The organism is Streptomyces sp. NPDC005070 (assembly GCF_053600395.1).
The window spans coordinates 1-14184 of record NZ_JBSFZS010000158.1 but is presented as its reverse complement, the minus strand read 5'-3'; the positions used below and the strand labels follow the sequence as shown (position 1 = coordinate 14184).

The following is a 14184-nucleotide window of genomic DNA, read 5'->3' as shown; positions in this document are numbered from 1 at the left end:
CGTCGTCGCCCGAAGGGCGGCCCGGCGGCGTCAGGTGCGTGCTCTCGGCGTGCCGGCCCCAGACCCGCGTACTGGACGTACTCGGGTCTGGGGCCGGTGCGGCGAGTGGGGGTCCCCCCTGCTCGAAGAGCTTGGGGGAGCGTGCATGGCGTCGCCGGGCAGACGGGAATTGTCAGACAGGCCCTAGCGGGGTCGCTGGCCCGGGACCTCGGGCAGCAGGCGCTCCAGCAGGAGTTCGCGCTCGGCGGCGAAGACCGGGTCCGCCTGGTAGTCGGAGTGACCGAGCACCGGCGCGGGCAGCGGCTGCCGGGCGGTGCGCCCGTAGGCGAGCGGGTCTTTGAGGGGCTCGCGGTCGACTTCGGGACCGCAGTCGCCGGGCAGCCGGACGGGTCCGCCGATCGGGTCCGTGCGCCGGTACAGATTGCGCCAGCAGGCGACCTCGCGGTGCAGCGAGGCCAGCGCGGCGGGGCCGAAGTGGGCCGGGAACCAGCGTCCGTACAGGCGCTCCAGCGGTGAACCATAGGTGAGCAGCGCGATCCTCCCCCGTACCGAGGGCTTGAGCTGCCAGGCCGCGGCGGCCGCCAGCACACTGCCCTGGGAGTGTCCGGAGAGCACCAGACGTCCGCCGGTGGCCCGGGTCCAGGTGGCCATCCGCCAGGTGAGGTCCGGCACCGCGCGCTCGGCGTAGCAGGGCGGCGCGAAGGGGTGGGCGGCGCGCGGCCAGAAGGTGCCGACGTCCCAGAGGATGCCGATGGTGCGGCGGGCGGCCGGGTCCTTGTAGGCGCGCCGGCCCCAGGTGACGAAGAGGATGCAGCCGAGGCCGATGAGCCAGGAGCCCAGGGCCTGCGCGGTCTCGGCCGCGCCGAGGACGAAGCCGTTCGCCCCCCGGGCCGCCTCGCTCGGGGTGTCACCGGTGGCGAGGGCCCCGACCAGGGCGCAGGCCCCGAGCAGCAGGGTCACGGACGACAGGACCCCGACGATGAGCGGCGCCCGGTCGGTGAGAGCGGCCATCGCGCGGGTGCTCGCGATGCGGCGGGTACGTGCGGAGTCCCCGGGCTCGCCCGCGTACTCGCGCTCGACGGCGCACATCTCGCGGCGGCGCAGCCGCCAGGTGCGCCGGGCGAGCAGGACGACGAGGGCGAGCAGGACGACGAGCAGCGGCGGGATCGCGGAAGCCTGCCAGGTCAGCAGGACGGGCGGCCCGGGGATCGAGTGGCGGGTGCCGTCGAGCCAGTCGGCGACCCGCTGGGACACGCCTCCGGACATCACACCGCCGAGCGCGCAGCCGAGCATGGCGACGGCGGGTCCGGCGAAGCCGCGCATCGCGGTGCGCGGGCCGGGGGCGCCGTCCGCTGTCCGGCCAGGATCCACGGCCTGGGGAGCCGTGCGGTACAGAGCGCGAGCGACCACGCACAGTGCGATGACGAGCACGCCCTGTACGAGCGTGAGGCCGCCGAACGTGGCGTCGCCCGCCAGCCGCCCCGACGACTGCCAGTGGGGCCGCGACCAGCCGGCGTACACCAGGGTGAGGGCGAGCAGGGCGACCGCGCCCAGCGGCAGCCGGCGCACGAGCGCCAGGTCGCGTCCGTGGTCGATCCGGTTCTCGCTGCGGCCGCGACGGCAGACCACCCACAGCACAACGGCCCCGCCCGCCAGGAGCGTTGCGTTCAGCAGCCCGCCCAGCGTCTCCAGTACGGCGGACCCGCCCGGGGCACGGTCGTGGCGGGCGGCCGGGGAACCCACGGCCGCGGCGACGGTCAGGAACCCCGCGGCGGTGTGCGCGGCGCGCAGCCGGGCCACCAGGCGGCGCCCGTACCAGAAGCCGGGGCGGCCGAGTCCCGTGCCGTCGGTCTCCTCGTCGGCCTCGGCCGCGCGGGCCGGCGGCTGCTGCGACTCGTACGCGCTCCACGTGCGGTGGGAGAGGTACCACAGGAGCGTGGTGAGCGCCGCGGGCACCAGTGCGGCCAGGGCGAGGCGGCGGCCGGGACGGCTCCACCAGCCGGCGTCGGGCCGGTCCGGGAAGAGGAACCCGAGCCAGGAGTGGTTGCGCACACACAGACGGGTCCCGGCGCACTGCCAGGCGGCCAGATCGAGGGCGACCTCGCAGGCGGCGGCGACCAGCAGCACCGTGAGGGTGAGTCCGGCCAGACGCACGAGCAGCCCGTACAGACGCACCGTCCGCCCGTGACCGTGCGAGGCGGGACGCATCCAGTGCGCGAGGTTGACCACCATGAAGGGCAGGAGGAGGAGCCACAGGGCACGGGCTCCGTTGCCGGACGTGAGGTTGCACCAGACGTACGCCTCGCGCACCGGCCCGCCGCGGGGGTCACCGGGGCGTTCCTCGGCGTCGGTGTCGTCGGCGCGCCGGAAGACGGCAGCCGTCGCGTCGCCGGTGATCCGCACCGTCCGCGGATCGTTCAGCATCTCCTCCGGCGTGGTGCCACCGACACCGTGGACCAGGAGCTCCAGCGCTGTACCGGCTGCTTCGGGCCGCGGTGCGGGGCTGCCGGGCTCCCCGTCGACGGCTTGTTCCCGTGCACGTTCCACTGTTCCGCACTTCCCCGTGCCACGCGTGTCTCAGGTGTCATGTGCAGGCACAGGCTCTCGCGCTCCGGTCGTCGTGCGCACCCGAAGGCACCAAATCTCCCCGATACGTGTGAACGCCGCGGCACAGGAGGTGCACAGCGGGCGCCCGGGCAGTGGCGCGACCGAGGGTGTGCCGTGCAAGGATGGGGCGTCCTCCAGACCTCGGGCAAGGAGAATGTCCACGTGGGAGTGGGTTCGGGCGGAGTGTCGGGCAGGCAGCGACGAAAGGACCGGAGCGGTCGTGAGTGAGAATCAGAACCTCCTCGCGGAGCAGCGTCGCGCTCTGATCCTCGACGAGGTACGTCGCCGCGGTGGCGTCCGCGTGAACGAGCTGACGCGAAGACTCGGTGTCTCCGACATGACGGTCCGCCGTGACCTCGACGCACTGGCCCGTCAGGGTGTCGTCGAGAAGGTGCACGGCGGCGCGGTGCCCGTGGTCGAGGCGAGCACGCACGAACCGGGTTTCGAGGCCAAGTCGGGTCTGGAGCTGACCGCCAAGGAGGACATCGCGCGGACCGCGGCCGAGCTGGTCGCGGCGGGCTCGGCGATCGCGCTCTCCGGTGGTACGACGACGTACGCGCTGGCTCATCATCTGGTGGACGTCCCGGACCTGACCGTGGTCACCAACTCGGTACGTGTGGCTGACGTGTTCCACTCCGCGCAGCGCACCTCCGGGCAGCGTCAGGGTGCCGCCACCGTGGTCCTCACCGGCGGGGTGCGCACGCCGTCCGACTCACTCGTCGGGCCGGTCGCCGACCAGGCCATCGCGGCTCTGCACTTCGACGTCCTCTTCCTCGGTGTGCACGGCATATCGGCGGAGGCGGGGCTGTCGACGCCGAACCTCGCGGAGGCGGAGACCAACCGGCGGCTCGTGCAGTCCGCGCGACGGGTCGTCGTGGTGGCGGACCACACCAAGTGGGGCACGGTGGGCCTCAGTTCGTTCGCGGCGCTGGACCAGGTCGACACGCTGGTGACCGACGGCGGCATGCCCGCCGAGGCGCGCGCGGAGATCTCGGAGCACCTGCGCCTGGTGGTGGCCGGTGAACCCGAGGACGATACAGACATCTGACGGTCCGCCAGCTAGGGTGACGCTGCTCGCGCCGCCGGTCACAGCGTGGGTGCCGTCCGTGGCGCGGGCCGGCACGGGCGTTCCGTACCGGTGGCGGCCACGTTCCGCTTGTCGCAAGGGGGTTCGCGCATGGCACGTCTACTGCGTCCGGTGGGATCCGACTTCGTCGAGACCGCTCCGCTGCGACTGGTGTTCGCGCGGGAGGTCACGGCTCCTCCCGGGGCCGTCTTCTCCGCGCTCGCCGAGGACGTGTCCGGCTGGAGCGAGTGGTTCTCGGCGGTGACCCTCGTCCGTCCCGCCGCCGACGGCACCGGGCGCGAGGTGCGGCTCCGCGGCGGAACCCGTTTCGAGGAGACCATACTGGTCAGCGAGGCTCCCGAGGTGTACACGTACCGGGCGGACGCCACGAACGCGCCGGGGCTCCGCGCCCTGGTCGAGGAGTGGCGGCTGACGCCCGCCGGTAAGGGGACGCGCGTGCAGTGGACCTTCGCCGCCGACGGAACCGCCTTCTTCCGGGCGGCACTGACCGTGGGGCGGAGCGGCCTGGGCCGCGCCTTCCGCGACGCGGTGACGAAGCTGGACCGTCGGCTCGCGTCGACGCCCGCCTGAAATCGCCGCGGCCCGACTTCAAGCCGGGGCCCGACTTCAAGGGCGGCCCGACCGGGCTCGCTCACGTCGAGTGTCGTGTCGGGCCGGACCCGGCATGACGGAGCTCGACCGGAACAACGGAGCTCAACCGAACCCCGGCCGGCCTCCGTCGAGTGCCTTGTCGAGGGTGAGGGTCGCGTCGATGAGGGCGAGATGGGTGAACGCCTGCGGGAAATTGCCGAGTTGACGGCCCGTCGGGTCCACCTCCTCCGAGTACAGGCCCAGATGGTTGGCGTACCCCATCATCTTCTCGTACACCAGTCGTGCCTGGTCCGTCCGCCCCGCCCGGACGAGGGCGTCGACGTACATGAACGTGCACAGCGAGAAAGTGCCCTCCGAGCCGCGCAGGCCGTCGGGCGACGCCTCGGGGTCGTAGCGGTAGACGAGGCTGTCGCTGACCAGCTTGTGCTCGATGGCGTCCAGGGTCGAGGCCCATATCGGGTCCTCGGGGCTGAGGAAACCGACCGTGGACATGCGCAGCAGCGAGGAGTCCAGTACGCCGCTGCCATAGTGCTGGACGAAGGCCTGCTGTTCCTCGCTCCATCCCTTGGCCATGACCTGGTCGTAGACGGCGTCCCGCTCCGTCTGCCACCGGCCGTACGCCGACGGCCAGCCCTTCGACTCGGCGAGGCGCAGGGCGCGGTCGAACGCCACCCATGACATGACCCGGCCGTAGGTGAAGTCCTGGCGCCCTCCGCGGGTCTCCCAGATCCCTTCCTCGGGCTGGTCCCAGTGATCGGCCAGCCAGTCCAGGTTCTCCCGCATGGAGGTCCATCCTGCGTGCCCGATCTGGAATCCGTGCTGGTGGGCGAAGTACATGCTGTCCAGCGCCTCGCCGTAGATGTCCAGTTGGAGCTGTGTCGCGGCGCCGTTGCCGATCCGTACCGGCGACGAGCCCGCGTACCCCTCCCAGTGGTCGAGGACCTGCTCGTCCAGGTCGGCCGAGCCGTCGACCTTGTACATGACGTTGAGCGGGCCCGTGGTCCCGCTCTCGCCGGCCCGCTCCTTGACCCGGTCGCCCAGCCAGGCGATGAACGCCCGGGCCTCTTCGGTGAAGCCCAGCCCCAGCAGCGCGTACACGGAGAACGAGGCGTCACGGATCCAGGTGAAGCGGTAGTCCCAGTTGCGTTCGCCGCCCAGTTGCTCCGGGAGAGCCGTCGTCGGGGCGGCCACCAGGGCGCCGCTGGGTGCGAAGGTCATGAGCTTGAGCGTGATCGCGGAACGCTCCACCATCTCGCGCCAGCGCCCGGTGTAGCGGGACTGCGCCAGCCAGGAGCGCCAGAACGCCACGGTCTGCTCGAAGAGCCGCTCGTACGCGTCCAGGCGGATCTCGGCCGGTGGTCCGTCGGCGTCCGTCTCCAGAACCAGCCCACGCTGTTGACCGGCCCGCAGTGTCACCGACAGGCGCAGGTCGCCGTCCTGGTCCGTGAGAACGTCGAGGAGTCGCTCGTCCTCCGGTTCACGGATGGGGTGCATCGTGAGTTCGGTGCCGTCCTCCGCGGCGAAGACCGCTCCGTGCTCGGTGATGTGCACCTCGTGCTTCGAACGTCCGTAGTCGAACCGCGGGGCGATCTCCACCTCGAACGTCATGGTGCCGCGCACGCAGCGGACCAGACGCACCAGCCGGTGCCGGGAGGTGACCGTCGTACCGGTCACGGGCATGAAGTCGACCACCTCGCCGGCGCCCGCCTCGGTCATGAACCGGGTCACCAGGATCGCCGTGCCGGGCAGGTACAACTGCTTGGTCGCGTGGGTCGGATGCGCCGGCCGGACCGTGCAGTGACCGCCCTTCTCCTTGTCCAGCAGCGCCCCGAAGACACTGGGCGAGTCGAACCGTGGTGAGCAGAACCAGTCGACCATGCCCTCGGTGGTCACCAGCGCCGCGGTCTGCAGATCGCCGATGAGACCGTGATTCTCGATGAGTGGGTAGCCGTTCATCGGAGCGCGCCTTTCGGTTGTCCAAGCAGGTGTGCCAAGGAGGCGGTGTCACATGAGGTGTTCGTCGTCGGTGCTCTTGCGGTTCCGGTTGGCCATTTCCTCCCAGAAGGCGTGCAACTCCCTGACGGGGACGCTGACCCATGGCGCGGTGTGCCGGCTGACGGCCGGCAGGTGCCAGCGGAAGCGGCTGTGCAGGAGCGCCTGTTGCTGCCGGCAGAACAGCTCCGCCATTTCCGCCTGCGCGTTTCCGGCCTTGGGGGGATAGGGGCACAGACGGAACTCGCACGGGGACGTGCAGGTGGTGCGGGATTCGCCCTTGTCGGCCCGGCCGATGCTGCGTTCGGGGTGGAGCAGGCCTCGGTCGTGGGTGAGACAGTGCGGGAGTCCGGGCTTGTTCGAGAGCTTCAGACGTTCCTCGATGTCGTCCGGGCTGCCGTCGCCCTGGGTGAGGTTGAGCAGGACCATGATGTCGGCGAGCAGGCGTTGCGCTCGTGGATGCAGGCTGCTCCAGCCGACGGACGGGGAGATCCACAGGTTGTGCTTGCGGTAGCGGTCCGGATCGGCCGGGGTGGAACCGACGCTGTCGCTGATCTCGTTCTCGTCGATCCAGAGGAACCGCTCGGGGTGGCCCGTCTCCAGGGCCAGGGTCACCAGATCACCGGCTTCCGCGATGAACGGGTGGAGGACCTTTTCGCCCTGCCGTTGGTACGCGGCGCCGATGTGGGCCGGGGTCTTCTCGTGTGCGCTTCCGGCCATCGCCAGCCATCGGGTCACCGACTTTATGGGCTCCATGGGGCCACTGGATGCCGCGTCGTCGTCCTTCGTGAGGCTGGTGGACGGTGACGCGGAACCGCTCCGCCGGTTCGCCGCGCCGGACCCGGAGGTGCGTCCGAAGGTGTCGGGAAGCTCCCACAGGCACAGCGCCTGAAGCAGACTCAGTTGCGCGTACCAGTAGCGGCTGCAGGTGAGCATCCTCTCCGCCTGCTTCACCAGGTAGGCCCGGGTCTCCTCGTAGGCCTCCGGATGCCGTCTCCTGCGGTTCGCCGCGTTCTTGAAGCCCTGGGCCAGGGCGTTCTCCAAGGAGAGCGGCATGAGCGGACTCTGTTCCCCGGTCTGGTCGGTCAGGTTGCGCAACCAGATGCTCAGCCGTTCCTTGGCCTCGTCACGGTACTTCTCGGAGACGGACCCGACGACCATGGGAACGAGCCAGGCCCGGAGGCTGAAGTGGCGCCACCATGTGGTCCGGCACTGCTCGTACTCCCTCACCATCCAGTCGTGCTCCCGCTGCCTCTTCTCCGCCGCCTCCGGACCGGCGGCAGGGTCCGGCTCCTCCTCGTTGAGCCACGATGTGTAGTCCCGGTCGAGCTTCTGCTTGGCGTCTCGGATCTTTCCCAGGTACTGGGTTATGGGATCGGATCCGAGAGGGAATTCCGTGCGCAGTTCCTGGAAGGCCGCATCGCCACCGGCGGCGATCTGGTGTGCGATCGCGATCCGGACAGCGTGAGAGGGCTCGTGCGTGCCGATCTGGAAGAGGTGTTTGTAGGGAAGCGTCGGGCGCGCGGGATCCTGTCCCGAACATTCCGGGAGGGGACGACTCGCCTTGTTGCGACGGTCCCGTTCACGCAGAGCGGCTCCGAAGTTCCGTACCAGCCTGAGCTTCGCGCTCTCGATGGTCCGCTGATCGCCTCTGATGTCGAGGCCGGCCCATTGTTCATCGAGCTCGTGGGCCAGCTTGTCCTGCATCGGCACCGGATCCACGCAGTCTATGTCCAGGGCCGCGGCGTACAGGTCGAAGTACTTCGCGTCATGCCGGGCCGCGGCGGCGTTGCTGAGCAGCTCGGCCAGTTTCGGCGATGTCGCGTGACGGCTCTTGGCGCGGGGGACGCGCTGTGCGGCGGCCGACCGGGAGGTGAGAGGAGCTGCCCGGTGACGTGAGAGCAGTACCAGAGCGATGAGCAGTTCCCGCGACGGGCCCGGGCTGTGCAGCGCCGGTTCGACGACCGCGGCGATCCTGTCGTCCGGCATTTCCTTCAGCAGGCGATAACCCATGTACGCCTGGAGGATACTGTGCGGGAAACGAACCTTGTTCTTGCGGCCGTACACGAGTCCCAGGAGTTGTCCGTTGGCGGTGTGCCTCGCCAGCTCGGTCCGGCATTCGTTGGGGTAGTCCAACGTGTTGAGCCAGTGTGCCGAGCCGCCGATCTTTCGGTACATCACACCCCAGATCGCGTCGCGCTGCGCCGCGGAAATGGAAAGGCGGGTTCCGTACTGCTGGGCAGCGTCCGGCGATTCCTGGTGATTTTCCTGAGATCGCGCACGGCGCCGAAGGTCGTTCGCGTGTGCGCTGACGAAATCGTCGAACGTCACCTCGATACTGTCCTGCAGAAGTCCCAAACAGGCCATGGCCGACACGACCCACATGGTCTCCCGGCGTTCCTCGCGCCCCATCACCAGATCATCGAATATGCGACCGTCTTCAATGGCCTGACGATAGGTGTTGAGGAATCCGAGCCTGAGAGTGGAGCAGTCGTTGCTCCGGGTGTCCAGGCGGTCCTTTTCGCCGCGGAGGGTGAGGTGGTCGAGCAGCCCGCACTGCTGCAACAGGCGGGCGATCCGCAGATAGATCGGCGATTCCACGACCTTCGCGGTCTCCACCACCCAGTCGAGGCGGCGCTCGTCCAGCTCGCCCGGTTCCCTCACCAGATACTCCAGGGCCGCTTCCTCGCTCAGCGGTTCCATGTCGGCGATCGCCGCGCGAGTGCCCTCCAGCGGTGTGTGCGGGCGCGAGGCGATGACCAGGGGCAGCTTCTGGCGGTCAGCCCGCTCGATCGCCCGCCGGATGATGTTGTCGCGGTCCTCCTGGTACTTCTCGTCGAGAAGGGCCTCTTCCAGGCCGTCGGCGATCACGACCACTCTGCCGTCGAGCCGGAGCTGCCGCCAGGTCTTGTCGATGTTGCTGCCGGCGAGCACTCCCTGGTCCGCCTCCTCCGCGAAGCGGCGCCGTGCCATTTCCTCGAAGTCGAGCTCTCCGTCGCCTTTCATGTCGCGCAGACTGATGGGTACGGGAACGGCGGACTGCTGCGCGAGCATCCGAGTGAGTTCCACCAGAACGGCCGTTTTGCCGACGCCCACACCGCCGACGAGCAGATAGGGCTTTCGGGTCTTACGGTTACGGAGTGTCTGGGCAATCACCTGGGACAGTTCACGGCGCCCCACGATGCGGTTACCGAAGGTTCCGGCCGTGGAGACCAGCTCGTGCGGACGCGTACGCGCCTTTTCGATGAGCGGTTTCTTGGTCTTGTGATACCAGTAGAGAAGGAAGAATGTCAGTATCAAGGACCCTGTCAGAACCGGACCCACGATATGGGAGACAGCGTCGAGCCACAGGGAATCGAGGACTTTATGGAGCTGCGATTCCTTGTCCTTGCTTTCCACCACCTGGTCATTCACGCGGAAATCGTAAATGAGCAGCCCCACCCAAATCAGCAGCACAGCCGTACCGACGAAAGCGTATACACGCAGAAGCGGGCCCAGAGAGAACCACCCCGGCCGCCAACTACGTGCCGCGGCAATGCTCTTGTGAGCCTCCCGCTTCGTCCTGAACGTGCGCCATTCCTTGCGGGTCGCCCCGGAGAGCCGGGACCACCACCGTCTCGGGTACAGCGTGTACCAGGGGGCGTTGTGCGGCCGTTCCTTGCCGTCCGGCCGGCGGATCACCTTGGTGGGCATGAGGACGTTCCCTCCGCGCTGCACATCATTGACGGGACGTCATACGAGCGCCGGGTGTGGACACATACGGAAACAGGTCAGGTCTGCGCGTGGCACCGCGCATCGCCCGCGCGTCCTCCGCCCCACACCGCCACAGCGCAACACAGCCGCCCCACACCGAGGTCTTCCGCCTCGCGCATATTCCGCTGGCACGCATGCCTTCATTTCCATGAAAGCACTGGTGGGGAAGATCGCAACACGACCGCCGGCAGGTCGCGGGAGACCGCCCGCGCGACCGGGGAACAGGCGGGGACTGTCTCCGGACATCGGTGCGACCGGTATGCGAGCCGGCGACGTCCAGCGAGTGCCGTGCTCCAGCGCGAGGAGGTCTCTTCCCAGGGCAGGACGAGCAGTTGGGTGGCGGGAGCCGGCTGCGCGCCCATGACCGCTTGCCGGGTGGCGGGCGGGGCCGACTGCCACCAGGCGGGCAGGGCAGGCGTGTTGGGCGTACCGGACGCACGGGCCGCCCACGGTGACCCACCGCGGCATTCGGGAAATTGTGCGTGGAAAAGGTTTCCTGAGGCTCCTTCAGGTTTCTCTCACCCGGAGCGCGGCGTGCGGCAGACGCCCGCGGCACATTCAGCGATCTTGAGGGTTCGCGCGTATCGTTGCTGACGCGACAGTGGCTTGTGCGCCGCGTCAGCAGCAACGACACCAACGCGCAGCTTGACCATCGAAGTTGCCATGAACAATCTGCGCTCTCTTGCGCCGTTCATCGGCTCGCTCGCGCAGAGTCCCCACACCTACCCGTGGCGGCAGCTTACGGCCGCACTCGGCGTCCACAGCGGTCCTCGGTCGCCGGGCGACGTCTCCCCTGTGTCCGCCACGCACGTTCGGGCCGACGCCGTGTGACCGCGGCCGGCCGACGCGGACCCAGCCCGCCACGCCGGTCGCGGCTGTGCCTGGCAGTGGAGGAGTGACTGTCCCATGTACGCGAAGTTTCCCAAGGGGGCGGCGCACCGCACCGACCCCGGGGCGGCGGCCGAGGTTCTCTACGACGCCGTCATCGTCGGCGGCGGGATCTCCGGCGCTCTCGTCGCCCTGCGGCTGAGCCAGGCAGGCAGGAAGGTGCTGCTGCTCGAGGCGGGCCCGGCCGAAGACCTCACCCTCAGGGGCTACGAGCGCTATCTCGACCGGTTCTACTCAGCCGTCAGCAAGGACAACCAGGCTCCCTACCCGGCCGTCGCGAATGCCCCGATGCCGCGCGGCACCGACGCACGGCGCATCACCCCGGGTGCGCCCGACGCCTCGTCCTACATCGTCCAGAGCGGACCCTTCGCCACCGACACCACCTACACGCGGGTCCTCGGCGGCACCACCATGCACTGGGAGGGCAAGGCGTTGCGGATGCTGCCCGAGGACTTCCGGATGCGGACGCTCTACGGCGAAGGGGCCGACTGGCCGCTCACCTACGAGGACCTCGCCCCGTACTACAGCGAGGCCGAACGCGAGATAGGCGTCTCCGCCGACGTGGAGGACCAAGCCTACCTCGGGATCAGCTTCGACGAGGACTACGTCTTCCCCATGAAGGGACTGCCCCTGTCCTATCTGGACCGGACGGTCGCGAAGGACGTCGACGGCATGCCGGTCGAACTCGACGGGGAGCGGCGGGAACTGCGCGTCCGGCCGTTCCCGCAGGGCCGTAACGGGATACCGAACCCGGCCTACGACGGTGGGAAGGGCTATGTGCCGCGAGGCGCGGTGAGCGCGTACCAGGTCGAGGTCGGCGAGCGCTGCCAGGGCAACAACAACTGCGTGCCCATCTGCCCGGTGCAGGCCAAGTACAACGCCGGCAAGACCCTGGCTCTGGCCCTCCAGAGCGGCCGGGTCGACCTGGTGGCGCAGGCGGTGGCCCACAAGGTGCACGTCGACGAGCGCACGAACCGGGTGACCGAGATCGAGTACCGCCGCTACGACCGGCCCGACAGCCCCGGCTACACCACGATGAGAGCCCGCGGCCGGCTGTTCGTCCTGGCCGCCAACGCGGTGGAGAACCCCCGGCTGATGCTGGCCTCCGGCCTGCGCGGTTCGAGCGGCCTGATGGGGCGGAACTTCATGGACCACGCCTACCTGCTCGCGTGGGCGCTGCTGCCGGAGGTGGCCGGCACCTTCCGCGGCACGATCTGCACGGGCGGCATCGCCGACCTGCGCGGAGGTCGCTTCCGCAGCCGTCAGGCGGCGTTCACCGTCGACATCCACAACGACGGCTGGGGCTGGGCCCGGGGTGCGCCGATGACCGACCTGATCGGTCTGGTGGACTCCGGCGGCCGCTACGGCGAGTCCCTCCGCCAGGGCCTGGTGGACCGGGTGTCCCGTCAGCTGCAGCTCGCGTTCATGGTCGAGGTCCCCGCCGACCCCGGCAACCGGGTCACCGTGAGCCCGGACTTCACGGACAAGCTGGGCAACATGCGGCCCGTTCTCACGTACAACGTCCCCGAGTACACGATGCGGGGCGTGGCGTACGCCCGGCAGTTGTCGAGACGGATCTTCGCCCGTCTGGGGGCCGAGGACCATACCGCGTACAACCCGAACTTCTGGGGCTACGCCGTCCACGACGGCGAGGGATACGAGATCCGCGGGGGCAACCACCTCGCCGGCACCCACGTGATGGGCCGCGAGCCGTCGGCCTCGGTGGTCGACGCGGATCAGCGGTGCTGGGATCACGAGAACCTGTACATGGTCGGCGGGGGAAGCATGCCCACCGTGGGCACCTCGAACGTGACGCTCACCCTCGCCGCCCTGTGCCTGCGCAGCGTCCGGGCCATGCTGGCCCAGCTCGACTCCGAGACCGCACCGATCACCGTCACCTCCGACCAGCGCCGGCCGGCGCCGACCTCAGGGGAGGCGGCCTCATGATCGCGTCGACCATCGAGAACCGTGACGACCTGCTCGCCTACCTGAACGCGGCGATGGCGCTCGAGCACGCCACCATCCCGCCGTACCTGACCGCGTACTACTCCATCCACTCCAGCACCAACTCCGACGCCGCCCACATCATCCGGGTGACCGCGGTGGAGGAGATGCTGCATCTGACCCTCGCCGCCAACGTCCTGAACGCCATCGGCGGGACGCCCGACCTGACCCGCCCCGGCTTCGTGCCGTCCTATCCGGCCCGTCTGCCGGACGGGGAGGACGACTTCACCGTCGACCTGCGGCCCTTCTCCCCCGAGGCGGTGGAGACGTTCTGCAAGATCGAGCGGCCGGGCAAGGCCCCCGGTGCCGACTCGCGGCTGGTGAAGTCACCGGACCGCAAGACCCACTTCCTAGTCTCCAGCCCCACGGCGGAGCAGATGCGCTTCTACAGCATCGGCGAGTTCTACGAGGAGATCATCGAAGGGCTCGAAAAGGTGGCGGCCAACGATCCCGCGCTCTTCCACGGGGATCCGGCCCGTCAGGTGGGGCCCGAGTACTTCTACTCCGGCGGCGGCGAGGTGGTCGTCGTCTCCGACCTGGAATCGGCGCAGCGGGCGCTCCGCCTCATCGCCGGCCAGGGCGAGGGCCTCGACTCCGGCATCTACGACGCGGAGGGGGAACTGGCCCACTACTACCGGTTCCGGCAGCTCCAACTCGGGCGCTACTACCAGGTGGGCGACCACCCCGGCGCGCCTTCGGGGCCTCCGCTGAGCATCGCCTGGGAGGACGTGTACAAGGTGAAGACGAGTGTCCGGCTGGCCGACTATCCGGCGGGCTCGGAACTCGCCCGTGTCGCCCGGGACTTCAACGCCGACTACGGGGCGTTCCTCGCCCTGCTCACGAAGGCGTTCAACGGACAGCCGGAAGTCCTCCAGGAGAGCGTCTGCGAAATGTTCCGCCTGCGCGACGGCTTCAACCGGCTGGTGTGCACCCCCCTGCCGGGCGGCGGCGGCCTGCACGCCGGTCCCACCTTCGAGATTCCGGCAGCGGTCGGGCCCGACCCGGAGGCCTCACCCGGTGCCGACGAGACCACCCGGACGGTGACGCGATGACCGCCCCGTCGTTCGAGAAGTTCCTCCTCCTGTCGGTCGACCTCACCGCCTTCGAGGAGACCGATCTGCTCGGCACCGGCATGGCCCACCCGTATCTGGCGAAAGTCCGGGCCGCCTGCGGCGACGAGATCGTCACCGCCCTCCTGGAGGCCCACAGGGCGGCCCGGGCCGACGCGGCCGGCGAGGCCGGAAGCCGCACCCGGGCCCCCC

The 14184-nt window shown here is 69.5% G+C and carries 8 protein-coding genes; 5 read left to right on the top strand and 3 right to left on the bottom strand.

All coding sequences use genetic code 11. The annotated features are described in order from the left end of the window. Window positions 1-183 precede the first annotated feature (183 nt). Window positions 184-2547, bottom strand: coding sequence for a hypothetical protein (locus ACWEBX_RS33220; RefSeq protein WP_451888481.1), 2364 nt, complete (start codon window positions 2545-2547; stop codon window positions 184-186). A gap of 280 nt (window positions 2548-2827) precedes the next feature. On the opposite strand from ACWEBX_RS33220, the gene ACWEBX_RS33215 reads away from it, so the two are divergent. Beyond that, entirely contained in the window at window positions 2828-3655 is an 828-nt protein-coding gene (locus ACWEBX_RS33215) for a DeoR/GlpR family DNA-binding transcription regulator (protein WP_384783260.1), read from the top strand. A gap of 129 nt (window positions 3656-3784) precedes the next feature. Next, on the top strand, window positions 3785-4264 hold the full coding sequence (locus ACWEBX_RS33210) for an SRPBCC family protein (RefSeq protein ID WP_451888480.1): 480 nt from the start codon (window positions 3785-3787) through the stop codon (window positions 4262-4264). Between the two features lie 123 nt (window positions 4265-4387). Here ACWEBX_RS33210 and ACWEBX_RS33205 read toward each other — a convergent pair whose 3' ends face one another. Together ACWEBX_RS33205 and ACWEBX_RS33200 are read right to left on the bottom strand one after the other, a co-directional pair. After that, on the bottom strand, window positions 4388-6241 hold the full coding sequence (locus tag ACWEBX_RS33205; protein ID WP_451888479.1) for a glycoside hydrolase family 15 protein: 1854 nt from the start codon (window positions 6239-6241) through the stop codon (window positions 4388-4390). Between the two features lie 48 nt (window positions 6242-6289). Beyond that, window positions 6290-9691: an ATP-binding protein gene (locus tag ACWEBX_RS33200; protein WP_451888478.1), complete on the bottom strand. Its 3402-nt coding sequence runs from the start codon at window positions 9689-9691 to the stop codon at window positions 6290-6292. A gap of 1245 nt (window positions 9692-10936) precedes the next feature. Here ACWEBX_RS33200 and ACWEBX_RS33195 point away from each other — a divergent pair. The 3 genes from ACWEBX_RS33195 to ACWEBX_RS33185 all read left to right on the top strand — a co-directional run. Continuing rightward, a complete protein-coding gene (locus ACWEBX_RS33195) occupies window positions 10937-12865 on the top strand; it encodes a GMC family oxidoreductase (RefSeq protein WP_451888477.1) in 1929 nt (642 codons plus the stop codon). Next, complete coding sequence (locus ACWEBX_RS33190) at window positions 12862-13974, top strand: ferritin-like domain-containing protein (RefSeq protein ID WP_451888476.1); 1113 nt, start codon at window positions 12862-12864, stop codon at window positions 13972-13974. Before ACWEBX_RS33195 ends, ACWEBX_RS33190 begins: the two co-directional genes overlap by 4 nt. Further along, the coding region (locus tag ACWEBX_RS33185; protein WP_451888475.1) for a hypothetical protein at window positions 13971-14184 on the top strand (214 nt) is incomplete at its 3' end. The genes ACWEBX_RS33190 and ACWEBX_RS33185, both read left to right, overlap by 4 nt.

Coding starts and splice junctions, on each gene's coding strand:
- ACWEBX_RS33210 (WP_451888480.1), top strand. CDS start 3,785: ATGGCACGTCTACTGCGTCCGGTGGGATCCGACTTCGTCGAGACCGCT.
- ACWEBX_RS33205 (WP_451888479.1), bottom strand. CDS start 6,241: ATGAACGGCTACCCACTCATCGAGAATCACGGTCTCATCGGCGATCTG.
- ACWEBX_RS33195 (WP_451888477.1), top strand. CDS start 10,937: ATGTACGCGAAGTTTCCCAAGGGGGCGGCGCACCGCACCGACCCCGGG.
- ACWEBX_RS33190 (WP_451888476.1), top strand. CDS start 12,862: ATGATCGCGTCGACCATCGAGAACCGTGACGACCTGCTCGCCTACCTG.